Source organism: Herbidospora daliensis (genome assembly GCF_001570585.1).
GTDB classification, from domain to species: Bacteria; Actinomycetota; Actinomycetes; order Streptosporangiales; family Streptosporangiaceae; genus Herbidospora; species Herbidospora daliensis.
Genome location: NZ_BBXF01000001.1, coordinates 546,970 through 569,287, shown reverse-complemented (window position 1 = coordinate 569,287; position 22,318 = coordinate 546,970). Strand labels below are relative to the sequence as shown.

The following is a 22,318-nucleotide window of genomic DNA, read 5'->3' as shown; positions in this document are numbered from 1 at the left end:
CATGCCCAACCTCATCCAGCTCTCCATCGGCGGCATGACCTGCGCGTCGTGCGCCAACCGGATCGAACGCAAGCTCAACAAGATCGACGGCGTGACCGCCACCGTCAACTACGCCACCGAGAAGGCCAACGTCGTCTTCGCGCCCGGGGTGTCGGTGCGCACGCTGGTCGAAGAGGTGGAGAAGGCCGGATACAGCGCGACGCTGCCCGAGGAGAAGCCCGAGGCCGCCGAGGGCGACCCGCTGAAGACCCGGCTGATCACCGCCGTCGTGCTCGCGGTCCCCGTGATCGCGATGGCGATGATCCCGGCGCTCCAGTTCACCTCCTGGCAGTGGCTCTCCCTGACCCTGGCCGCCCCGGTCGTCGTCTACGCCGGGTGGCCGTTCCACAAGGCCGCCTGGACCAACCTCCGCCACGGCGCGGCCACCATGGACACGCTGGTGTCGCTCGGCACGCTGGCCGCCTTCGGCTGGTCGTTGTGGGCGCTGTTCCTCGGCACGGCCGGGGAGCCCGGCATGGTCCACCCGTTCTCGTTCGCGATCGAGCGCAGCGACGGCGCCGGCAACATCTACCTGGAGACCGCCGCGGGCGTGACGGCGTTCCTGCTGGCCGGGCGCTACTTCGAGGCCCGCGCCAAACGCCGCGCCGGCGACGCCCTGCGCACCCTGATGGAGCTCGGCGCCAAGGACGTCGCGGTGCTGCGCGACGGCAAGGAGAGCCGGATCCCGGCCGAGCTGCTCAAAGCGGGCGACCTGTTCGTGGTCCGGCCCGGCGAGAAGATCGCCACCGACGGCGTCGTCCACGAGGGCGCCTCGGCGGTCGACGCCTCGATGCTGACCGGCGAGTCGATGCCGGTCGAGGTGCGGGCCGGCGACGCGGTCACCGGCGCGACCGTCAACGCGGGCGGGCGGCTGGTCGTCCGGGCCACCCGCGTCGGGTCCGACACCACGCTGGCGCAGATGGCCCGCATGGTCGAGGAGGCCCAGACCGGCAAGGCCCGCGTGCAGCGGCTCGCCGACCGGATCTCCGGCGTCTTCGTGCCGGTCGTGATCGCCCTCGCGGTGGCCACGCTCGGCTTCTGGCTCCCGGTCGCGGGCCCGGTGGCGGCCTTCACCGCCGCAGTGGCGGTGCTGATCATCGCCTGCCCGTGCGCCCTGGGCCTGGCCACCCCGACCGCGCTGCTGGTCGGCACCGGCCGGGGCGCGCAGCTCGGCATCCTCATCAAGGGCCCCGAGGCGCTCGAATCGACCCGGCGGGTCGACACGGTCGTGCTCGACAAGACGGGCACGGTCACCGAGGGCCGCATGACGCTGGTCGAGGTCCGCGTCGAGGAGGGCTTCGACGAGCAGGAGGTCCGCCGCCTGGCCGCCGCCGTCGAGCACGCCTCCGAGCACCCCATCGCGCGGGCGCTGGTCAAGGGCCACACCGACCTGCCGCCGGTCGCCGACTTCGCCGCGACGGCCGGAGTGGGCGTGCGGGGCGTCGTCGAGGGCCGCGAGGTGGCCGTCGGCCGGGCCGAGCAGGGCGTGGCCGTCACGATCGACGGCGTGCGCGCCGCCGTCATGACGGTGAGCGACGTGCTGAAGCCGTCGTCGGCCGCCGCGATCGGCCAGCTGCGCGCGCTCGGGCTGCGGCCGGTCCTGCTGACCGGCGACCACGAGGCCGTCGCCCGCGAGATCGCCGGTCAGGTCGGCATCGACGAGGTCGTCGCCGGGGTCCTCCCGGCGGGCAAGGTCGAGGCCGTCAAACGGCTCCAGGCCGAGGGCCGCGTGGTCGCCATGGTGGGCGACGGCGTCAACGACGCCGCCGCGCTGGCCCAGGCCGACCTGGGGCTGGCCATGGGCACCGGCACCGACGCCGCCATCGAGGCCGCCGACCTGACCCTGGTCAGGGGCGACCTGCGGGTGGCCGCCGCGGCGATCCGGTTGTCGCGCCGGACCCTGCGGACCATCAAGGGCAACCTGTTCTGGGCCTTCGCCTACAACGTGGCGGCCCTGCCGCTGGCCGCCCTCGGCCTGCTCAGCCCCATGATCGCCGGGGCGGCGATGGCGCTGTCGTCGGTGTTCGTGGTCGCCAACAGCCTGCGGCTGCGCGCCTTCAAGGGCTGATCAGCGTCACCCCGGGCCGCCCGCCCTGGACGAGCGCCTCGGGCGCCTCGTCCAGGGGGATGGTCCGGGTGATCAGCAGTTCGGGCGCCAGCGAGCCGTTCTCGATGAGGGCGAGCATCTCGGGATAGGCGTGGGCGGGCATGCCGTGGCTGCCGAGGAGTTCCAGCTCCCACGCGATGACCCGGCCCATCGAGAGCTCGGTGTCACCGGGCAGCAGCCCGATCTGCACGTGCCGCCCCCGCCTGCGCAGGCTCCCGATCGAGTTCCGGCAGGTCGCGGCGGAGCCGAAGGCGTCCATCGACAGGTGGACGCCGCCGGTGAGCTCGACCAGCCGGTCGAGGCGGCCCGGCGGCAGCGTCTCCGCGGCCCCCGCCGCGGCGGCCAGCGCGAGCGCGTCGGGGTTGACGTCGACCGCGACCACCCGGGCCCCGGCCGCCGCCGCGATCATCACCGCCGACAACCCGACCCCGCCGCATCCGTGCACGGCCACCCACTCGCCGGGACGCACCCGCCCCTGGTGGACGACGGCCCGGAACGCGGTCGCGAACCGGCAGCCGAGCGCGGCGGCGGCCCCGAACGACAGGTCGGCGGGCAGCGCGATCAGGTTGACCGCCGCGTTCCGCACGACGACGTACTCGGCGTAGGAGCCCCAGTGGGTGAAGCCCGGCTGGGTTTGCGCCGGGCACACCTGGTGGTCGCCCGCGCGGCACTGGGCGCACACGCCGCAGGCGAAGATGAACGGCGCGGTGACCCGGTCGCCGGCCGCCCAGCCCGTCACGCCCGGCCCGACGTCGGCGATCACGCCCGCGAACTCGTGCCCCGGCACGTGCGGGAAGGTCTGGATGTCGGAGTCGTGGCCCTGCCACCCGTGCCAGTCGCTCCGGCACAGGCCGGTCGCCTCGACCCGCACGACCACCTCGCCCGGTCCGGCGACCGGGTCGGGCACCTCGCGGACCGTGGGCCGCTCCTTGACGGCGTCGTACACGACCGCCCTCATGACAACGCCCTCTGGTAGAGGGCGGTGTCGACCCAGCGCCCCAGTTTGAACCCCACGTCCCGCAGCCGCCCGGCCTCGGTGAACCCCTCGGCGACGTGCAGGCCCACCGACGCGGGCTGCGCGTCGGCGATCACCGCGATCATCTGTCTGGCCCCCGCTTCCCTCGACCGGACCATCAGCTCGCGCAGCAGGGCCCGCCCGAGCCCCCGTCCGGTGTACTCGGGGGAAATATAGAGGGAATCCTCCACCGTGTAGCGATAGGCCGGTTTCGGCCGGTACGGCCCCGCGTACCCGAACCCCGCCACGACCCCCTCGACCTCGGCCACCAGGAAGGGCCACCCGGTGCCGGCCTTGGCCTCCCACGCCGCCCGGTCGAGCCCGGCCTCGTCGAAGGTGATGACGGTGGTGCGCGCGTAGTGCTCGTAGACGGCGGCGACCGACGCGAGGTCGCCGGGCCCGGCGGGACGGATCGTCATGCGGTCAGCCTAGGGAAGGCGGGCCGAGGTCTCCTTGGTCAGGTCGGCCACGACCGGGGTCAGGTCGGGCCGCTCGGCCAGCAGGTCGTCGAGGCGGGCCCGCCAGGCGCCGGTCTCGGCGACCGTGAACTCGTCGTCCTCCAGGAGGCGCAGCCGGGTCTCGGCCAGCTTCAGCTGGTACATGACGCCCAGGTAGCGGCCGATCATGTCGTTGACCCACCAATAGGCCTCGGCCGTCGACGCCTCGACGACGACACGGGCGCCTTCCCAGGCGACACGGCGGGCGTTCAGGGCCTTCATAACCGGATCGTAAGCGGCGTGCAAGGAGTTGTGGAGATGGTGTCACCACAACAAGCGAAACACCCCCGAAGGGAACCAGCCGTGCGCCTCCTTGGCGGCCTCGTCGCAGCTCTCGCCCTCGTCCTCGTCCCCTCCGCCCCCGCCTTCGCCGACAAACCCCCGGTCGCGTCCAAGACCGACCTCGCCCAGCAGGCCCCCGCCAAGAAGTTCGAGCGCTACAGCTCGGGCAAGCGGGCGTACACCAAGGGCTCCCTGACCGGTGTGATCACCAACCCCGGCGCCGTCATCGAGAACGCCGACATCAAGGTCAGCGGCAAGATCAGCGACCTGACCAAGGGCTCCGGCTGCGGCTACGCGGTCTTCCGGATCACCTACCAGAAGGGCGGCAACCAGCCCTTCACCCACAAGACCTTCCGCGACTGCACCTACAAGACGCCGGTCTCCTACAGCTTCACGTACAAGAAGGCCACCCTCGTCGAGCTGAAGGTCTGCTCCGAGGCCAAGACCACCAAGGTCTCCGTCCAGTGCCTCTACGGCGGGGCGTGGAAGGTGGTTTACGCCACGATATGACCCCGTTAATCCTGAGATGCGAAGATCTACCCTGAATCTGTAGATATTTTGCGCTGGGGACAACGATGGGTGAACTGGACCACCGCTACCGGGGCGAACATCCGATCCGGACGCTCGCCTACCTCTACCGCGACCACCGCGCATCTCTCCTGATCGCGGTGGTCGCCTTCGTGTTCAAGCACAGCCCCACGTGGATGCTGCCGCTGGTCACCGCCAACATCATCGACGTCCTGGTCGACCGGGGACCGGTCGCCGGCATCTGGCTCAACGCCGGGGTGCTGTGCCTGCTGCTCACCCTGAACTACCCCTTCCACCTGCTCTATGTACGCCGCCTCAGCGGCACCATCCGCAAGGTGAGCACCGGGTTGCGCTCCTCGTTGTGCGCCCGGATGCAGCAGCTCTCGATCGGCTACCACGCCCGGGTCAGCGCCGGGGTGCTGCAGACCAAGGTCATCCGCGACGTCGAGAGCGTCGAGACGATGTCGCAGCAGGCCGGCGACATCGGCCTGTCGGCGCTGGTGATGCTGGCGGGCGGGGTGACCGTCATCGCCGTCAAGGTGCCGCAGGCGCTGCCCGTCTTCCTGCTCGTCGTCCCGGCCGCCGCGATCCTGGTGATGCGGATGCGCGACCGCATGCGCACCGACAACGAGAGCTTCCGCGTCGAGGTCGAGCGGTTGTCCTCCCGGGTCACCGAGATGACCCACCTGATCCCGATCACCCGCGCCCACGGCCTGGAGAAGGACGCCCTGCACCGCGTCGACGGCACCCTGCGCACGGTGCTCCGCACCGGCCTGCGGCTCGACCTCGTCAACGGCCGGTTCGGCTCGCTGGCCTGGATCCTGCTCAACACCCTCGGCGTCGTGTGCCTGGCGGGGGCGGCGCTGGTGTCGTACCACCGCGTGTTCGCCCTGACCCCCGGCGACGTGGTCATGCTCAGCACCTTCTTCACCACCCTGACCACCGCGGTCACCTCCCTGATGAGCCTGACCCCGATCATCAGCAAGGGGCTGGAGTCGGTGCGCTCGATCGGCGAGGTCCTGCAGGCCCCCGACCTGGAGCACAACGACGGCAAGGCCGAGGTCGCCGAGGTGACCGGCCGCCTCGACTTCCAGGACGTCTCCTTCACCTACGGCGTCGAGGACCTATCCCTGTCGGTACGCCCCGGCGAGACCGTGGCCCTCGTCGGCGCCTCCGGCGCGGGCAAGTCCACCGTCCTCAACCTCGTCATCGGCTTCCTGCGCCCCACCGAGGGCCGCATCCTGCTCGACGGCGTCGACATGGAGATCCTCGACCTGCGCACCTACCGGCGGTTCGTGTCGGTGGTGCCGCAGGAGTCGACCCTGTTCGAGGGCAGCGTCCGGGAGAACGTCACCTACGGCCTGCCCGACGTGCCCGATGAGGTGGTCCGCCGCGCGCTGGAGGACGCCAACGCCGCCGAGTTCGTCGACCGGCTGCCCGAGGGCTGGGACACCGTGGTCGGCGAGCGCGGCGCCCGACTGTCGGGCGGCCAGAAGCAGCGGCTGGCCATCGCCCGCGCCCTCATCAGGGACCCCCGCATCCTGATCCTCGACGAGGCGACCTCGGCCCTCGACACCCGATCGGAGCAGCTGATCCAGCAGGCCATGGCCCGCCTCGTCGCCGGCCGGACGGTGCTGGTGGTGGCCCACCGGCTGTCCACGATCCGGAACGCCGACCGCATCGTGGTCATGGAGCACGGCCGCGTCGCCGAGACCGGCTCCCACGACGAACTGCTGCGCGCGGGCGGCGCGTACGCCCTGCTCCAGTCGGCCTGACACGGGTTTGCAAGGATTCTGCAGGCGCTCCGGTGCATAAGGGAGGGCAACACCCACGCCCTTCTGGAGCTCCACCCATGATCCTGCGTACCCTCACGGCCGCCGCGCTCCTCCTCGGCGCCGCGGCCGCCCCCGCCTCCGCCGCCCCCCAGCTCTGCCGTGAGGGCTTCGTGTACCGTGCCGCCCGCCCCGCCGACCGGGTCTGCGTGACCCCGGCGACGCGGGCGGCGACCCTGGCCGACAACGCGCTCAAGGCGACCCGCTGGGCCGGCGACGACCACACCTGCGTCGAGGGCTACGTCTGGCGCGAGGCCTTCCACGAGGACGACGTGTGCGTCATCCCCTCGGTGCGCGCCCAGGCCAGGGCCGACAACGCGGCGGCCGACTCCCGGCGCATGCTCGCGAAACTGTGGATCACCACCGAGGGCCACGTCGTCAAGCTCAACGGCAGCCACTACAACGTCGGCCAGGTCAAGCTCTACGTCCGCCGGCCGGGCGGCGCGCTGGTCTGGAGCGGCGTGATCGCCGCCGCCGAGTTCCCCGGCTACCCGGGCGGCAGCTGGGGCAAGAAGACCGGCCTGCCCCACTGCTCCGGCGCCCCCAACGCCTACGCCCGCGCCCAGGACGCCGCCTCGGGCCGCTGGTCGGCGAAGGCCCCCTTGCGCGTGGGATGTTGATGTTCGATCGCCCCGCGCCGGGGTAGCACGGCGGCCCATGACGGAGATGCGCCGATGGATGCAGGGACCCGACGGCGCCCTGGGCGCGCGGCTGACGGCCGCGACCCTGGCGGCCGCGCTTCTGCTGGTCCCGTTCATGATCCTGCTGGTTTTGGTGAAGAGCGCCTTCACCCCACTCAACCGCTTCGACCAGGGCGTCGCCGCCGATCTGCACTCCTACGCGCTGAGCAACCCCGGCTTCGCCCGGGCGATGGAGTTCATCACCAACGCCCTCGCGCCGGAGACGTGGCGGGTGCTGGTCGGGGCCGCGGCCGTGTACATGCTGCTGCGCGGCGCCCCCCGGCTGGCCATCTGGGCGATCACGACCGTGGTCGCGGGCGGGCTGATCGGGCTGGCCGTGAAGATCGCCGTGGAGCGGGCCCGGCCGATGTTGCCCGACCCGGTCTCCTGGGCGCCCGGCTGGTCGTTCCCCTCGGGCCACGCCCTCAACGCCGCGCTGGGCGCGGTCACCCTGGTGCTCCTGCTGCTGCCCGTCCTGCACGGGGCGTGGCGGGCGGTCGCCTGGACGCTGGCCGCGCTGGCGTCGGTGACGGTCGCCTTCACCCGGGTCGCCCTCGGCGTGCACTGGCTCAGCGACGTGGTGGCCGGGCTGATCCTGGCGCTGGTGGTGGTGGCCGCGACGGCCGCCGGGTTCGAGGCCTGGCGGCGGCGGATGGGCCGGCGGCCGGTCGACCCCTACATCGAGGGGGTCGAGCCGGAGATGGCCGCCCCGAAGGGCACGGGAGAGCCCCGATGAATCAGATTGGAGCCCCAATGGTGACGACGAGCCCCCCGGCGACCCGCGAGCACGCCCACGAGCGTCCGTGGCAGCGGGTCGACTTCAAAGAGGTCGGGCGGCGGGTGCTGCTGCCGCTGTTCGTCCTGCTGATCGCCACGCTCGGCACCGGCCTGCTGCTGGTGCGGGTGCTGGGCGACAGCTGGCTGATCGCCCGCGACGAGGAGGTCAGCCGGGAGGTCGCGGGGGAGCGGTCGCCGTTCTGGAACGGCGTCACCGACGTCGTGTCGTCGTTCTCCGACACGCCGGTGATCGTGGTGGCCACGGCGATCTTCGCGATCGGGTTCCGGATCGCGTACAAGCGGTGGCGGGAGTCGGTGTTCCTGATCTTCGCCGTGTGGGCGCAGTCGCTGATCTTCCTGGCGTCGACGGTCGTGTCGGAGCGGCCCCGGCCCGAGGTGGCCCACCTCGACCCGGCGCCGCCCACCTCCAGCTGGCCCTCCGGGCACACCAGCGCGGGCGTCGCCTTCTATCTCGGCGTCGCCGTCGTGCTCGGCCTGCACCTGCACCGGCACGCGATCCTGCGGTGGATCCTGCTCGCGATCGGCCTGGCGGTGCCGCTGGGCATCGCCGCCTCGCGGCTCTACCGGGGCATGCACCACCTGACCGACGTCAGCTGGGGCTTCATGCTCGGCGCGGCCTGTGTGGCGATCCTCGCCGGCGGGGCCCTCTACAGGCCCGCTCTGAAGGCCAGCGGCCGCGTCTCCACCTGATCGCCGTCGACGGGGCCGTCGACCATGGCCCTGACCTCGTCGATGGCCATGGTCAGCAGGCCGCGCAGGATCCGGTCGGGATCTTCGACGCACGCCTGCGAGACGCCCCGTACGGCCAGCTGGACCGTGTTCGGCGCCGCGTAGCGGCGGAAGCCGCGGCGGGACACCTTGACCCCGCTGCGGAAGCCGTAGGCCCAGCGGGCGGCGTCGGGCACCAGGTCGAGCGCCTCCTGGCTGGCCGGTTCGAGGCCGGGTTCCCGGCCTTCGAGGTCGGCCAGGACGTGCTCGGCCGCCAGCACCGAGACCGCGAGGGCCAGTTGCCGTTCGGCCGCGACCACCGGCAGCGCCGTCGTGGCCGCGCGCAGCGCGATCCGGACGTCGGCCCGTGGATCGTTGGTGGTGAGCCCGATCACCGACGGGATCAGCGGCGCGAGCCGCTGCCGGTTGGTGTCGGTCGTGTAGTCGTTGACAAGCCGCGCCATCGCCGCCAGCAGCGGATGCGTGCAGGCCGGGTGGTCGCTCCAGCGCTCACCGGCCAGATAGGACGCGAACTCCATGAAACACGCACCCTTGCGCGGGTTGCGGTGCTTGCCTCGGGACAGCAGCGGGACCGCCGCCGGAAGGTGACCTTGCACAGCCGCTCCATGCGATTTCGCCCAGGATGTCACTTTCCATAGTGCGCCTGGATCACGCGGATCGGAAGGCCCCCCACCGATGGCGGCCCCTTTCAGCGGGTGTCAGCCCCCGCTCTTGCGGCGAAACGAACGTTTGCCGCCGGCGGCCTCGTGCGTGCCGTGGATCTTGGACGACCCCCGGGCACCCTTCCCGTTGCGGTCGGACTGCGCCTGGCGCTTACGGTCGAGAGCCTCGCGGAACTTCCGCTTGAGCTCGTCTTCCGCGTTCGCCTCGTCGGCGACCCCGTCGATCGACTCGTCGGTCACCTCCGCCTCGACGGCGGATTCGGGTGTGCTGTCAGACATCGGACCTCCTGGGCTGTCACTTTACCGTGACCCTCCAGGCGGTAAGGTCCAGCCGGAAAGGGGGCGTTTCATGCTGGGATCGGTGCTTCCCCCGGGCGTCGTGTGGCACGAGAGCTTCGGCGACCCGCCCGGCGTGCGGCCCCTCCCCGAGGAGGAGCCTCTGGTCGCCCGCGCCGTGCCGCGCCGTCAGGCCGAGTTCGCCACCGCCCGCTGGTGCGCCCGCCAGGCCCTCTCGTCGTTCGGGCACGCCGACGTGCCCATCCTCTCGGGCCCCAAGCGCGAACCCCTGTGGCCCAAGGGCATCGTGGGCAGCATGACCCACTGCGACGGCTACCGGGCCGCCGCCGTGGCCCCCGACGACGTGATCGCCTCGATCGGCATCGACGCCGAGCCCGACCAGCCCGTGCCCGAAGGGGTGCTGGGCGCGGTCGCCTCGCCCGAGGAGCAGATGGACGTCGGGCGGCTGCTGGCGTCCCGGCCGGTGGTGGCCTGGGACCGGCTGCTGTTCTCCGCCAAGGAGTCGGTCTACAAGGCGTGGTTCCCGATCACCGGGCGCTGGCTGGGGTTCGAGGACGCGCATGTGACCTTCGGTGATGGTGTGTTCAGCGCCCGGATCCTCGTCGACTCGCCGTTACCGGTGTTCGAGGGCCGCTGGGCGGCCGAGGGCGGACTGCTCGTCACCTCCGTGGTCGTGCAGGCGTAATGTCGGTTATGTGCGAGTGATCGTGTTCGGGGCGACCGGAATGGTCGGCCAGGGGGTCCTGCGGGAGTGCCTGCTCGCCCCCGACGTGTCCGAGGTGCTCGTCGTCGGGCGCACGCCCACCGGCGTCACCGACCCCAAACTCACCGAAGTGATCTCCGACGTCTCGCAACCGGCCGGGTACGCGGCGTTCCTGCAGGGGTTCGACGCGTGTTTCTTCTGCGTCGGGGTCAGCTCGGGCGGGATGTCCGAGGCCGACTACCGGCAGGTGACGTACACGCTGACCACCGACGTCGCCCGCACGCTGCGGCGCGACGTGACCTTCGTGTACGTCTCGGCGCAGGGCGCCGACCCCGATGGGCGGCGGATGTGGGCCCGGGTGAAGGGCGAGACCGAGAACGCGCTCTTCGAGCGGTTCGACCGGGCCTTCGCGATGCGCCCCGGCGTGATCAGGGCCCTGCACGGCGCGACCAGCAAGACCCGGGCCTACCGGGTGCTGTACATGATCGGCACGCCGATCTGGCCGGTGTTCTCCCGGTTGTTCCCCCGGATGGTGACCACCACCGAGGCGATCGGCCGGGCCATGCTCACCCTGGCACGCGGAGCAAAAGCCCCGAAAATCCTGTATGCGACCGGTATCAACCGGCTCGCCCGGATGTGAAAGGCTTCCGAGCCATGGAACGCATCTGTGTCACCGGCGCGGCCGGGAAGGCGGGCCGGGCGGTCGTCGCCGACCTGCGCGACCACGGCTACGACGTGGTCGCCACCGACCTCGCCGGTCCCGGCGTGCTGGCCGCCGACCTGACCGACCACGGGCAGGCGATCGAGGTCCTCGAAGGCTGCTCGGCCGTCGTCCACCTGGCCAACATCCCCGCCCCCGGCCTGGCCACCCCGGCCGTCACCTTCCAGCGCAACGTGACCATGAACGCCAACGTGTTCCTGGCGGCGGCCACCCTCAAGCTGCGCCGCGTCGTCTGGGCCTCCAGCGAGACCACCCTGGGCCTGCCCTTCGACGACGCCCCCCGCTACGCGCCGGTCGACGAGGCCCACTATCCGGTGCCGACGACCGCCTACGCGTTGTCGAAGGTCGTCACCGAGACCACCGCCGAGCACGTCGCGGCCTGGTCGGGCATCCCGTTCGTGGCCCTGCGCCTGTCCAACATCCACCTGCCCGAGGACTACGCGAACGTCCCGTCGTACTGGGCCGACCCCGCCTCGCGGCGCTTCAACCTGTGGGGCTACGTCGACGTGCGCGACGTCGCGCAGAGTTGCCGCCTGGCCCTGACCGCCGAGGTCACCGGGGCCGAGAGCTTCGTGATCGCGGCGGCCGACACCGTGATGGACCGCCCCTCGGCCGACCTGATGCGCGAGGAGTTCCCGGGCGTCGAGTTCACCCACGACGTGGGCGAGTTCGGCACGCTGCTGTCGATCGACAAGGCCAGGAAGGTGCTCGGGTACGACCCTCAGCACTCCTGGCGCGATCACGTGGGCTGAGACGACCGGAAGGCGCGCTCGGCGCCCGCCTCGATGGCGGGCAGCAGCAGGAAGATGTCGAGGATCCGGGCCAGCCGCGCCACCTCGATGCGGTGAAAGGCGGGCCCCTCGACCCGGGCCAGCACCAGCGTCAAGGCCAGCGGCGGCAGCGGCGCGTTGACCACGTGGACCCCCGAGTCGAGCGTCGCGGCCACCGGCCGGGCCGGGACCAGCTCGGGGAACCTGACCGACTCGGGCGCCCGCCAGCTGGCGCAGACCACGTCGTGGCTGCCGTCGGCCGCGCAGGCCGCCCAGTCGGCGCTGAAGATCACCGGCATCGCGTCGACCAGGGTGGGCAGCGCGCGTTCTCCGGCGGTGGTCAGGAACTTGAGCACCTCCAGCTCGGGGAAGGTGCCCGGCGCCTCGCGGGTGGCCCACACGCCCTCGACCTTGATGTCGGGGATCTCGTCGAGGGCCCGCAGGAGATGCTCGCGCGGCGCGGCGTCGGGCCACGAGACGGTGAAGTCGTCGACCGCGCGTTCGTCGCCCCGGTCGAGCACGACGACCTGGATGATGTCGGCCCCCGCGACACCGAGGGCCTGCGTGACCGCCCCCAGGGCGCCGGGACGGTCGGGCAGCGCGATCCGCAACCGCAGCAGCATGCGACCAGGCTAGTGCACCGGTCACCCCCGGCCGTGGACGACAATGAGCAGATGAAAATCGGGTCGCTCGACGTCTGGCCCCCGGTGGTGCTCGCCCCGATGGCCGGCATCACCAACCGCGCCTACCGCACGCTCTGCCGCGAGCAGGGCGGCGGCCTGTTCGTGTGCGAGATGATCACCTCGCGCGCGCTGGTCGAACGCAACCCGCTGACCTACGAGATGATCCGCTTCGGCCCGGCCGAGTCGCCCCGCAGCATCCAGCTCTACGGCGTCGACCCGGTCTACATGGGCCGCGCCGCCAAGATCATCGCCGATGAAGACCTGGCCGACCACATCGACCTCAACTTCGGCTGCCCGGTGCCCAAGGTGACCCGGCGCGGCGGCGGCGCGGCGGTGCCCTACAAGCGGCGGCTGCTGCGGGCGATCATCCGCGAGGTGGTCGCCAACGCGGGCCCCCTGCCGGTGACCGTGAAGATGCGCAAGGGCATCGACGACGACCACCTCACCTACCTCGACGCCGGCCGGATCGCCGCGGAAGAGGGCGTGCAGGCCGTGGCCCTGCACGCCCGCACCGCCATCCAGCACTACGGCGGCTTCGCCGACTGGGACGCCGTCGCCCGCCTGCGCGACGCCGTGCCCGGCGAGGTGCCGGTGCTCGGCAACGGCGACATCTGGACCGCCGACGACGCCCTGCGCATGGTCGCCCAGACCGGCTGCGACGGCGTCGTGATCGGCCGCGGTTGCCTCGGCCGGCCGTGGCTCTTCCGCGACCTGGAGAACGCGTTCAACGGCTCGCCCGAGCGCGCCGAGCCCCGCCTCGGCGAGGTCGTCACCATGCTGCTGCGCCACGCCGAGCTCCTGGTCGAGGTGATGGGCGACGAGAAGCACGGCGTCTCCGACTTCCGCAAGCACGTCGGGTGGTATCTGAAGGCGTTCTCCGTCGGCGCGGAGACCCGCCGGCTCACCGCCCAGGCCGCCTCGATCGACGAGCTGCGCGAGCGGCTGTCGGGCCTCGACCCCGACCAGCCGTGGCCCGGCGAGGCCGCCGATGGCCCGCGCGGCAAGAGCGGCGAACGCCAGAAGGTGGCCCTGCCGCACGGCTGGCTCGACGACCCCGACGACTACGCCGTCCCCGAGGCGGAAGACGCCCTTTCCGGCGGTTGATAGTCACTTTATGGATTCGTGACTTATCGTGCTTGCATGCGTCGCAGATCGGCTGTCGCCGCCCTCGCCACGGCGGCCCTGCTGGCCGCGCCCGCGAGCGCGGCGGCGGGCGGCCCGGTGACCACCCTGACCCCCGGCGGCGGCCGGGCCGTCCACGACCGGGGCGTGCTCGACGTGTGGGACACCGAGGCCGACGGCCAGTCGGTCCGCACCTACGTGGGCGTCGGCGGCGCCGGCCAGGGCTACGACGAGAACACCGGCGGCGCCGGGACCGTGGTCCGGCACTACCTCGACGCCTCCGACGTCGTGCTGCAGACCTGCCGCCAGCTCGGCACCTTCGTGTCCGACTGCGGCCCGGTGGGAGGCTGACCTTGCGCCTGCTGCTCGCCGCCCTCGCCCTCACCGGCACCCTGAACGGCACCGCCCTCGCCGACCGCCCCCCGCTCGTGCAGGACCTCTGGCCCCAGGCCGTCCACGTCGTCCCGTCGGCGCTGCCCGACGGCCGCACGATCACCCCGCGCCTGTTCCTCGACGACGACACCGTCCTCGCCACCGTGGCCAAGGGCTTCGAACGGTCGGAGGCGCTGGTGACGTACAAGCTGAGCGACGGCCAGACCACCGAACTGGCCGAACTCGCCGTGCCCCCTCGGACCGTCGTCCACCCCTCGGGCGTCGCCGCCGGATCGGGCCACATCGTGTGGTGGACCGCCCGCCGCGACGGCGCCGGCCGCGTCGGCGAGATCTGGACGCTGCCGCTGGAGGGCGGCGACCCGGTCGCCGTCGCCGCCTTCGCGCTGACCGGCACGGTGACGGGTCTCGAACCGACCGCCCAGGGCGTCGTGTGGTCGACCGACGCGGGCGGCGTGTGGCGGGTGCCCTACGCGGGCGGCCGGCCTGCCGAGGTGCCGGGGACGCAGGGGCAGCACGTGCTGAAGTGGCCGTGGGTGGGGTCACCGGCCCGTGCCTTCACCACGGCGGTCAACGCCGAGACGGGGGAACGGCGGGAGACGCGCCCCGGGTCGTTGTGCGGGGTCTACCTGTGCGTGTCGGCCGACCGGCTGGCCTCAGCGCGGTCGGGGGCCGGGCTGCGGGCGACCAAGCTGACCGACCCGCCGGTGTCCCGGCCCGCCCGCGACCGCTTCGTCACCTCCAGCACCCTGGCGGGGCCGGGGGAGATCTGGGCAGGGCTCTACGACCTGGTGTCGGGGCAGGTGGCCGACCTGGGGGTCAAGCCGCTGGCGGCGCGGGGGGTGCAGGCGGGCGGGATCGCGATCCCGGTGCCGGGCCCCGACGACAGGCTGCTGAGCTATCGGCTGGACGGCCGGCTCGTGATCGTCGACCTGTCCAAGATCACCTGACCGCGAGCCGCACCGGTTCCGACAGCACGAAAACGGCAGCCACCGGGTCGGCCAGACGGGTGGCGAGCGTGTCGGCGGCGAGTTCCCGAGCCAGCAGTGTGGTGAACTTGAGCCCGTTCAGGGCCCGGTCATCGATCGCCGGTGGCCGAAGCCGGTCTGCGAGGCCGCGTCGCCAGCCGGTGCCCGTGAGGTCGTTCCTGAGCCGGATGGACAGGTCGTCCACGGGATGGGTCGGGTCGGCCAACGCGCCGAGGGTCGCCTTGATCGTGGCGTTGGCCCGGTAACCCGCCCAGGTCCACCAGTGGAGATCTCCGTTCTCTCGCGCGATCACGGTGCCGTCGGGGTGGACGAGGTCGCGATGCTCGCCGCGGGCCAGCGAAAGCTCACCGGTCGCCCGCCGGGTCAGCCCGACCGGCGGATCGGTGCCGAGGACGACGTCCCGCACGGCTCTGGACAGGGCGAAAGAGGTGCCTACCGACTGGGCTCCCGACCAGCGGGCCTTTCCACCGCCGCCGTCGACGGGGCTGACGAAACAGCGTCGTCGCTTCCAGTCGATCCACTCCACCGACCAGGTGCGACCGGCCAGCAGCAGGAGTCGCGAGCCCGGGACGGCGGCGGTCAACAGGGCCGGATCGGTGCGGCCGATCTCGGTGTTGCCGTTCATGACGGTGAACTCGGGCGGGGCGGTGAACACCGCGGTGAGGTCCATGAAGTTCCGGCGCCCGAACCGTTGCTCCGCTTGGGTGCCGACGTGGAGGCCTTCGCCGTCTCGTTCGAGATAGCCGTCGCGGATCAGGTGATCGAGGATGGGCTGGGCCGATTCGAACGGAGCGAGCCCTCGCCACCAGTCGATCCACAGGGCGTCGCCGATCCGTCCCTCCTGCAGCGTGAGCGCGAGTAGTTGCTGGGCGACGATGTGCCGTGGTTGGGGCGGGGCGTGCAACGGCTCGATGTACCCCCTGCTCCACAGGAGCAGCAGCCCCGCCGAGGCGAGCAGGTCGTGCCGGGTCAGCGCCAGCACGAGACAGTTGCGCCGCAGGCCGGCCCGCCGCCCCGTCCGGCCGAGCCGCTGCAAGAAGGACGCGACCGACCACGGGGCGTTGATCTGGATGACCCGATCGAGGTCCCCGACGTCGATGCCGAGTTCGAGGGTTGACGTCGAGACGATGACGCAGTCGCGCGCCTGGGCGAAAGCCTCTTCGGCCCGGCGGCGTTCGTCGGCCGACAGCGACGAGTGGGACAGGAAGGTCGTCACGCCCTGGCCCCGGAGCAGCTCACCGAGCTCCTCCACCATCCTGCGCGAGTCGCAGAAGACGAGCCGCTTCTCACCGCCGTGCAGCGCCGCGATGACGCGGGCCGCGTTGGGAAGGGAACCGACGTAGTCGAGCTCCACGTCGGCGGCGGCAGCGGCCTCCTCGTCCGGGGCGACCACATCCGCGAGGCGGTCGGCCGAGCCCGAACCCTGAAGCCAGGACATCAGGTCGTGCGGGTTGCCGACGGTCGCCGACAGGCCGACCCTCTGGAGCGGCCGGCCGGCCAGCCGGGTGAGGCGCTCGAGGACGGCCAGCAGGTGCCATCCTCTGTCGTCTCGGGCGAACGCGTGGACCTCGTCGACTATGACCGTCCGCAGTCCCCCGAACAGGCGGCGGTGGTCGACGCCTCGGCTGACAAGCATGGCTTCCAGCGACTCGGGCGTGGTCAGCAGAATGTCGGGCGGATCCCGCAGGATCGCCTGCCGGCGGGACGCCGACACGTCGCCGTGCCAGAGCCCCACCCTCCTGCCCAGCCAGGCGGCGTATCTCTCCAGCCGGGGTAACAGGTTGTTGAGCAGGGCCTTCAGCGGGCAGACGTACAGGACGGTCAGGCCGGTCCAGCCGCGCTCTTCCATCAGGCCGAACAGCGGGAACACCGCCGCCTCGGTCTTGCCGCCCGCCGTGGGCGCGATGAGCAGGGTGTCGTGGCCCTCGGCGATCGGAGGGAAGGCCTTCTCCTGAAAGGGCCTAAGGCTCGGCCAGCCCATGGTGTTGGTCAGGTGGTAGGCGAGCGTGGGGTGGAGGGCGGCGGTTCTCATGGCAGGTCGAGATCGACGTCGTCGGCCGACACGGCGCGACGCCGCTTCTCATAGGCGTTGCGCTCGTCGTCGGTGAGTTCGCTCGCCACGACGCTGACCTGGCGGTAGTCACGACGCGGGTCGAAGTGCTCGTGTTCGGAGACCCGGTGGAGCACGTCCTGGACGAGCTTGCGGAGGAAGATCCGGGGCGCGACGCCCGCGCCGAGATGGCCCTCGACCGCGCCGGCCAGGTCCTTGATGTAGACGTCGTCGACCCGGTCTCTGATCCGGCGTTCGGCGGGGTCGCCCCCGGCGTACAAGTCGCGGACGACGCAGCCGAGGGTGACGAGCCTCTCACGGTCGAAACCGGTGAGCCGGATCTGCACCGCGCGAGCGGTGTCGAAGCGCGGGTCCGTGGTGAAGTCGGTGTGCAGCCGCTGGGCCAGCGGAGTCAGCCGCTGGACGCCGAGCTGGCCGTCGTAGAAGGCGGGCGTGCCCGTGACGACCAGGTAGAGCCCCGGGAAGCGGCCCTTGTCGATCTCGTCGATGAGCTGGCGCAGGGCGTTGAGGCCCCGGTCGCGATAGTCGCTGCGGACCTTTTGGAGGGTCTCGACCTCATCGAGTACGACCAGCAGCCCGGGATGGCCGCAGTCGCGCAGCACCGTCAGCAGTCCTTGAAGGAAGTGGAGGGCTGTGGCTCCGTCGACGTCGCCCTTGAGACCCGCGTAACGGCGGACGGTGGCGGAGACGTTCGGTTCGCCGCTCACCCAGGCGAGCAGGCCATCGGCGGTCGCCTGGTCGCCCGTCATCAGGGCTCGCCGGTAAAAGCGCAGTGCTGCCGAGAACGCCGGGGCGTTTCTGGCGGTCGCGGCCAGGCGGGTCTCGATCAGCTCCTCTACCGCCGCCGACAGCTTCATCCTGTCACCCCTGGCGACCCCGGTGTCGTCTTCGAGCGTGAGCAGCCAGGTGTCGACGATGTCCCGCAGTGCGCTGGGCCGGATGGATGCCGTGCTCAGGCTGCCGACCATGGATCGGTAGACCGTGTCGAGCCGGTGCAGCGGAGTGCGCTCCGAGATCTGGATCTCGCTGGCCGCCATCCTCCTCCGCTTGGCCTTCTCGGCCAGCCAGCGCGCGAAGAACGTCTTCCCCGAGCCGTATTCCCCGCGGATCGCCTTGAAACCCGCGCCTCCGGCGGTGACCGCGGTCAGGTCGTCGTCGAGTGCCCGCTCGAAGCGGTCCATGCCGACCGCGAACAGGTCGAGCCCCACGCTGGGCACGGTTCCCCGGCCTAGCGCGTCGATGATCTGCCGCCGCCTGGCACGGCTGACCTTGGTCACGGTTCGTCCTCCTCGAGAAACTGTTCTTCCAGCAGCGGCACGTTCAGTACGACCGTGCGGTCGTTGTCCTTCAGCGTGATCACTTCGGTCTGTTCGACGTTGAGCAGGCCCCTGACCGAACGGAGCAGCATGACCATCCGGCTGGGCTCCTCACCGAGCAGCCGGGCGAGATCCGCGACCGAGGCCCGGCCATTGCCGTCCGCCACATGGGTGACGAGAAAGGCGACGGTTACGTCATCGACGGGGGTGCGGGGCGCCAGCTCTCGCTGCTCGGCGTAGACAGGGGAGTCGATCACCCGTCGGCCCAATGATTCGGCGGGTACCGACAGGTCGGGGGATTGCTCGGCAACCGGTTCCACGACTACCGCGTACTCGTCTTCCTCGACATCGAGAATTTCGAATTCCTCGACATCGAGAATTTCGAACTCGAAGATTTCTGGCTCCGAGTCCTCAGGGTCCCGAGTCACGAAGACGAGATTCTCGGATTCCGGATCTTCCGGTACGGAATCCGAAAGCACCCCGGCCCGCACGCCGCCGAGTAGAGGACGGGGAACCGCGATGCGTTTGCGGCCGGACAAAGACTGCAGCCATTCGGACGCCGCAGGGCGGCCGCCACGCGGGCCACCGGCACGGGCGAACATCTCGCTGACCGCAGAAGACACCCGATCGGGGAATCCGGGATCGAGGAAGAGCGGCTCACCTGGTCGTACGGTGGGGTCTCCGGACAGTGTCCGGCCGATGAGGAGTGCGAGGCGATAGCGGTCGGTGTCGAAGTCCGGGCCGGTCGGCGGTTGCCACGGATCGTGCACGCTGGAAATCCCGGTTGGCCGCACCACGGGTTCCGCGCCGTGCCTGCGCAGCCCGTCGCAGCCCACCAGGAAGATCTCGCCGTGCCTCCAGAGGATCTTGTGAATCGACAGGTTCCCGACGATCCAGCCCTTGCCGTGCAGGTGGAGAACGAGCTCGGCGGCCTGGACGGCGAAATCATGCCGGGTGGCGAGGTCAAGTTCCGCGCCGACCGTGCGATGGAATCCTCCGGCTGTTTCACGCATCAGGAAACCGGTCACCTGGTCTCCGTCGACCACTCTCGCCATCGGCCAGGAGCAGCGGGACCGCAGCTCCGGGTCACGGTGCCCCGACTCGACGAGATCGGCCAAAGCGGTGCCGTTCACCCGGCCGGCCCGTGGCGCGTACTCCTTGTAGAGGAGCTTCTCCCCGCCCTCCAGACGTGTGATGACACCGCTGGTGCCATGACCGAGCGGCGTGGACCCGAGGGCCAGCGTGGCGCGCTCACGGTCGAGAGCATGTGGACGGAAGGCCATTCACGCACTCTTCTTGGCGGGCGCGCAGCCGCCGGAGACGAAGTAGACCTCCATGGAGACCGATCCGCTTGGCGCGGAGAGGTCGTGGAAATTGCGGGTCGCCGCTCTTTCAAAGACGCGCGGAAGCGCCTTACGGGCGGCGGCGTTGACCCGGGTGGCCAGGTGCACACCGTCGCCCGCCCCTCCGTCGGCGCCGAAGGTGAGGACCATGCCCGCGTTACGCCCGGCGAGGCGCTTGCGGTGCTTGCGCAGCTCCCGTTTCACCTGCCCGAGAAGCTGTGGCTCCGAGGATCCGGGGTTCACCCGGAACGAGAGTTTCGTGGGCTTGGCCGCCACACCCGCTGCCCGGCTCGAGCAGGGGGACGGGCTCGGCGAGGGGCTGCTCTTCCCGGCGGCCGGTTTGGCCGGTACGGGTGGGGGAGCCTGCGCCCCCAGCATGATGATCGTCAGCCCCAGCAGCAGGTCGGCGAACAGCCAGCCGGCCAGGAGCACCAGCGGGGCGGGCTTGGCGCTGCGGCGTGCGGGCGTCATCCTGCGGCCCGCTCTCCACCCGTCCCGGCCGCCACTGCGGTGGCCGCTTGGAGCACCGCGTTCTCCAGACGTCCGATGGCGTCGCGCAGTTCGGCGACGTCGAGGCCGGTGACGTCCCGGACGGCCATGGGGATCTCTCTGAGCGCGGTGGTGAGGTCGTTCGGGAGCCGGTCCATCGCGTCCCGGGCGTCTTCGAGCAGCTGCGCGGTGCGGCCCGCCGTGTCGGCGACCAGTTCGATCCGGGAGGCGTGTGCGCTGGCGGTGGAGGCCCAGTCGTCCAAGGCCTCCCGCACCTCGGTGCCGGCGGCGCCGAGGGTCCCGTTGGTCTCCGCCAGGACATGGCTGATGCGGTCTCCGCTCTCGGCCGCGGCCGTCTCGACCCGGCCGACGGCGGTTCCGATCGCGAGGGTGGCGCCCACCAGTTCGCCGACCCGGGTGTTCAGGCCCGTGGTGCTCTCGCGCACCGATTTCTCGGTCGCGCTCGTCAGGTTGTCGATCGACCTCTGAACGCCGTTGGTGCTCTCGGCGAGCACACTGCCTAGGCGTTCGCCGACGCGGCCGACGGCCTCGTCGGTTTTCTCGCCGATGGCGTCGATGGCGTAAGCGGTCCGGTCGACGGACGCCTTGAGCGATTCGGCCGCGGCCGTCACCGCGGTGAGGTGCTTCTCGACGGTCGCCATCGAGTCGCGGGTCTGCGCGACTCCGGCCGTGAGAGCATCCGTGGCCTGGTCCGTCGCCCCCAGGGCGGTGCTGAGGGCCTCCACCACCTGCGTGTGGAGCTTGCCGATGGTCTTGCCGACCTTGTTCAGGTCGGCCGCGCCCTTGGAAAGTTCTGCCTGGAACCGGGCCGGGGAGCTCAACCGCACCTGGTTGAGGATCAGGGACGCCTCGGTCAGAGCGGCCCGCAGACGCGATCGCAGCGCGGCCGCCTCGTCGACGGCGCGGTCTTCGGCCTGCCGGCGCTTGACCCGTTCGGTGATGGTGATGGCGACGACGGCCGCGATCGCGATGAGAGTCCCGATCGCGATGTTGTCGAAACGCCACCAGACGCTCAGACGGCCGTCGAAGCCTTGCTGCCACATCTCAAGGAATGGCCTGCGCGCTGCCTCGACCCCGCCCGCGGCCAGCGTTTCCCCGTATGCGGTGGTCGCCACCTTGAGTCCCAACCAGGTGACGACGATGGGGAGGAAGATGATGACCGACTGGATCCAGTCCAACTTCTTGAGGAACCGGGAGTCGGCCGGAAAGTCCTGCACCGAGTCGGCGGGGTCGAATGCCGCGAAAAGGTCCAGGTCGCACCACCGTTCGCCCTGCGCGGGCTCGACGACCGCCTCCGCCAGGTCGCGCAACTGCCGGGCCCGGGAATCGAGGCCGGGTAGATCGGCGAGCGCGCGGAGTTCGGCGGCAAGCTCCTGGTCCGTCACGGGAGACCGAACCTCTCTTCAGATTTGGGGCGTACGTCCACTGGAATTCCGGATGGACCGATCCATCCGAGGGAATTCGGCGAGATCATTCCGGGTGGTTGGTACGCATGTCAACCAGTGCGACGGCATGCAACGTCATTTGGTCAGAGAGACTTCTACTCCTTCAGAGAAGATCGAGTCGTGTAGCTCGACCGACGTCAGGGTGATGTTCCTCGGGACGTCGAACAGCAGGATGCCCTTGACGGAGTTGCCGGGGTTGATGCTGTTCAGGAAGCTGTTGGAGTTTTTCAGGCCAAGCGCGGCGGCCCCTGAGTCGGCGTCGAACTGGCGGCCCTTCGTGTCGACGAGCTTCTGGGACGAGTCGCTGAACATCTGTGACTCGGTGCCGATGTTCTTCACCGTCACGTGGATCAGCACGTACTGCCCCTGCGCCTCCGAGACGAGGAAGCCCTCGCCCACCTGGGCAAGGCCCTTCTCGACCTTCGTCACCTTGAAGGCGAAGTCGCCGTCTCTGACGGTGTCGCCGATGCCCGCGGTTTTCGGCTCCTCCGGTTCCGCGTCTGCCTCGGTCTCCTCCGCAGCTCCCTCTGCGGCGGGATCGGCCATCGTCGCGGTGCCGGCGCCCTCGGGTTCGGCGCCGCCGTTGACGATCGCGCCCACGACGGTCAAGCCCATGAGGACGGCGGCTCCGACAAGGACCGCCTTCAGGCAGCCGCCTCCCTTCTTCTGGACGATCACGGTCTGCGGGTAGGGCTGCGGGTGATTGTTGTACACGGGGGGCTCCGAGCGACTCGCGGTGTGTAGGTGGCGCAAATTAGAGCAGACTGTGAATCGAGTGCACAACTCTTT

General features: G+C 71.0%; 24 protein-coding genes. 12 read left to right on the top strand and 12 right to left on the bottom strand.

The features are described from left to right. The first annotated feature begins 1 nt into the window (after position 1). On the top strand, positions 2–2,107 hold the full coding sequence (locus AW274_RS02115) for a heavy metal translocating P-type ATPase (RefSeq protein WP_062428782.1): 2,106 nt from the start codon (positions 2–4) through the stop codon (positions 2,105–2,107). On the opposite strand, the gene AW274_RS02110 is transcribed toward AW274_RS02115, so the two are convergent. The 3 genes from AW274_RS02110 to AW274_RS02100 are packed head-to-tail and all read right to left on the bottom strand — an operon-like array spanning position 2,097 to position 3,880. After that, positions 2,097–3,104 (bottom strand): alcohol dehydrogenase catalytic domain-containing protein, encoded by a 1,008-nt coding sequence (locus tag AW274_RS02110; RefSeq protein WP_062428780.1) that lies wholly within the window; start codon positions 3,102–3,104, stop codon positions 2,097–2,099. The two genes, AW274_RS02115 and AW274_RS02110, sit on opposite strands and share 11 nt — an antisense overlap. Beyond that, positions 3,101–3,580: a GNAT family N-acetyltransferase gene (locus tag AW274_RS02105; protein ID WP_062428778.1), complete on the bottom strand. Its 480-nt coding sequence runs from the start codon at positions 3,578–3,580 to the stop codon at positions 3,101–3,103. Before AW274_RS02105 ends, AW274_RS02110 begins: the two co-directional genes overlap by 4 nt. Positions 3,581–3,589: 9 nt before the next feature. Then, positions 3,590–3,880, bottom strand: a complete 291-nt coding sequence (locus tag AW274_RS02100) for a hypothetical protein (RefSeq protein WP_062428776.1) — start codon at positions 3,878–3,880, stop codon at positions 3,590–3,592. A gap of 81 nt (positions 3,881–3,961) precedes the next feature. On the opposite strand from AW274_RS02100, the gene AW274_RS02095 reads away from it, so the two are divergent. The 5 genes from AW274_RS02095 (at position 3,962) to AW274_RS02075 (ending at position 8,468) form a co-directional block, all read left to right on the top strand. Continuing rightward, positions 3,962–4,450, top strand: a complete 489-nt coding sequence (locus AW274_RS02095; RefSeq protein ID WP_062428772.1) for a hypothetical protein — start codon at positions 3,962–3,964, stop codon at positions 4,448–4,450. A gap of 65 nt (positions 4,451–4,515) precedes the next feature. Next, a complete protein-coding gene (locus AW274_RS02090) occupies positions 4,516–6,243 on the top strand; it encodes an ABC transporter ATP-binding protein (RefSeq protein ID WP_062428770.1) in 1,728 nt (575 codons plus the stop codon). A gap of 77 nt (positions 6,244–6,320) precedes the next feature. After that, positions 6,321–6,920, top strand: a complete 600-nt coding sequence (locus AW274_RS02085) for a hypothetical protein (protein ID WP_062428767.1) — start codon at positions 6,321–6,323, stop codon at positions 6,918–6,920. 58 nt (positions 6,921–6,978) lie between these two features. After that, the gene (locus AW274_RS02080) at positions 6,979–7,716 is read left to right on the top strand and encodes a phosphatase PAP2 family protein (protein WP_232319942.1); all 738 of its coding nucleotides are present in this window, start codon (positions 6,979–6,981) and stop codon (positions 7,714–7,716) included. A 17-nt stretch (positions 7,717–7,733) separates the two neighbouring features. Continuing rightward, the gene (locus AW274_RS02075; protein WP_198168983.1) at positions 7,734–8,468 is read left to right on the top strand and encodes a phosphatase PAP2 family protein; all 735 of its coding nucleotides are present in this window, start codon (positions 7,734–7,736) and stop codon (positions 8,466–8,468) included. Here the strand turns inward: AW274_RS02075 and AW274_RS02070 are convergent. Both AW274_RS02070 and AW274_RS02065 read right to left on the bottom strand, forming a co-directional pair. After that, entirely contained in the window at positions 8,426–9,103 is a 678-nt protein-coding gene (locus tag AW274_RS02070; protein ID WP_198168982.1) for a hypothetical protein, read from the bottom strand. The genes AW274_RS02075 and AW274_RS02070 overlap by 43 nt on opposite strands. 102 nt (positions 9,104–9,205) lie before the next feature. Next, positions 9,206–9,448, bottom strand: a complete 243-nt coding sequence (locus AW274_RS02065) for a DUF5302 domain-containing protein (RefSeq protein WP_198168981.1) — start codon at positions 9,446–9,448, stop codon at positions 9,206–9,208. A 70-nt stretch (positions 9,449–9,518) separates the two neighbouring features. On the opposite strand from AW274_RS02065, the gene AW274_RS02060 reads away from it, so the two are divergent. Genes AW274_RS02060 through AW274_RS02050 form a run of 3 tightly spaced genes read left to right on the top strand, consistent with a single transcriptional unit; the run spans position 9,519 to position 11,642 of the window. Then, positions 9,519–10,151 (top strand): 4'-phosphopantetheinyl transferase family protein, encoded by a 633-nt coding sequence (locus tag AW274_RS02060; protein ID WP_062428765.1) that lies wholly within the window; start codon positions 9,519–9,521, stop codon positions 10,149–10,151. 10 nt (positions 10,152–10,161) lie between these two features. Then, positions 10,162–10,809, top strand: coding sequence for an NAD-dependent epimerase/dehydratase family protein (locus AW274_RS02055; RefSeq protein WP_062428763.1), 648 nt, complete (start codon positions 10,162–10,164; stop codon positions 10,807–10,809). Positions 10,810–10,823: 14 nt separating this feature from the next. Beyond that, positions 10,824–11,642, top strand: a complete 819-nt coding sequence (locus AW274_RS02050) for an NAD-dependent epimerase/dehydratase family protein (protein WP_062428761.1) — start codon at positions 10,824–10,826, stop codon at positions 11,640–11,642. Here AW274_RS02050 and AW274_RS02045 read toward each other — a convergent pair. Next, on the bottom strand, positions 11,630–12,283 hold the full coding sequence (locus tag AW274_RS02045) for an ACT domain-containing protein (protein WP_062428759.1): 654 nt from the start codon (positions 12,281–12,283) through the stop codon (positions 11,630–11,632). The genes AW274_RS02050 and AW274_RS02045 overlap by 13 nt on opposite strands. Before the next feature lie 51 nt (positions 12,284–12,334). On the opposite strand from AW274_RS02045, the gene dusB reads away from it, so the two are divergent. Genes dusB through AW274_RS02030 form a run of 3 tightly spaced genes read left to right on the top strand, consistent with a single transcriptional unit; the run spans position 12,335 to position 14,805 of the window. Beyond that, positions 12,335–13,447 (top strand): tRNA dihydrouridine synthase DusB, encoded by a 1,113-nt coding sequence (gene dusB, locus AW274_RS02040; protein ID WP_062428757.1) that lies wholly within the window; start codon positions 12,335–12,337, stop codon positions 13,445–13,447. Between the two features lie 36 nt (positions 13,448–13,483). After that, on the top strand, positions 13,484–13,816 hold the full coding sequence (locus AW274_RS02035; RefSeq protein ID WP_062428755.1) for a hypothetical protein: 333 nt from the start codon (positions 13,484–13,486) through the stop codon (positions 13,814–13,816). 2 nt (positions 13,817–13,818) lie between these two features. After that, positions 13,819–14,805, top strand: a complete 987-nt coding sequence (locus AW274_RS02030; RefSeq protein ID WP_062428753.1) for a hypothetical protein — start codon at positions 13,819–13,821, stop codon at positions 14,803–14,805. On the opposite strand, the gene AW274_RS02025 is transcribed toward AW274_RS02030, so the two are convergent. The 6 genes from AW274_RS02025 to AW274_RS02000 all read right to left on the bottom strand — a co-directional run bounded on the left by AW274_RS02025 (position 14,798) and on the right by AW274_RS02000 (position 22,207). Then, a complete protein-coding gene (locus AW274_RS02025; RefSeq protein WP_062428751.1) occupies positions 14,798–16,876 on the bottom strand; it encodes a DEAD/DEAH box helicase in 2,079 nt (692 codons plus the stop codon). The two genes, AW274_RS02030 and AW274_RS02025, sit on opposite strands and share 8 nt — an antisense overlap. Continuing rightward, entirely contained in the window at positions 16,873–18,192 is a 1,320-nt protein-coding gene (brxD, locus tag AW274_RS02020) for a BREX system ATP-binding protein BrxD (RefSeq protein WP_062428748.1), read from the bottom strand. Before brxD ends, AW274_RS02025 begins: the two co-directional genes overlap by 4 nt. Further along, a complete protein-coding gene (locus tag AW274_RS02015; RefSeq protein ID WP_062428747.1) occupies positions 18,189–19,514 on the bottom strand; it encodes a hypothetical protein in 1,326 nt (441 codons plus the stop codon). Before AW274_RS02015 ends, brxD begins: the two co-directional genes overlap by 4 nt. Continuing rightward, positions 19,515–20,045 (bottom strand): hypothetical protein, encoded by a 531-nt coding sequence (locus AW274_RS02010; RefSeq protein WP_062428744.1) that lies wholly within the window; start codon positions 20,043–20,045, stop codon positions 19,515–19,517. After that, positions 20,042–21,469, bottom strand: coding sequence for a hypothetical protein (locus tag AW274_RS02005; RefSeq protein ID WP_062428742.1), 1,428 nt, complete (start codon positions 21,467–21,469; stop codon positions 20,042–20,044). The genes AW274_RS02010 and AW274_RS02005 overlap by 4 nt, the downstream gene beginning before the upstream one ends. A 135-nt stretch (positions 21,470–21,604) precedes the next feature. After that, positions 21,605–22,207 (bottom strand): DUF4352 domain-containing protein, encoded by a 603-nt coding sequence (locus tag AW274_RS02000; RefSeq protein ID WP_063813100.1) that lies wholly within the window; start codon positions 22,205–22,207, stop codon positions 21,605–21,607. Positions 22,208–22,318 lie beyond the last annotated feature (111 nt).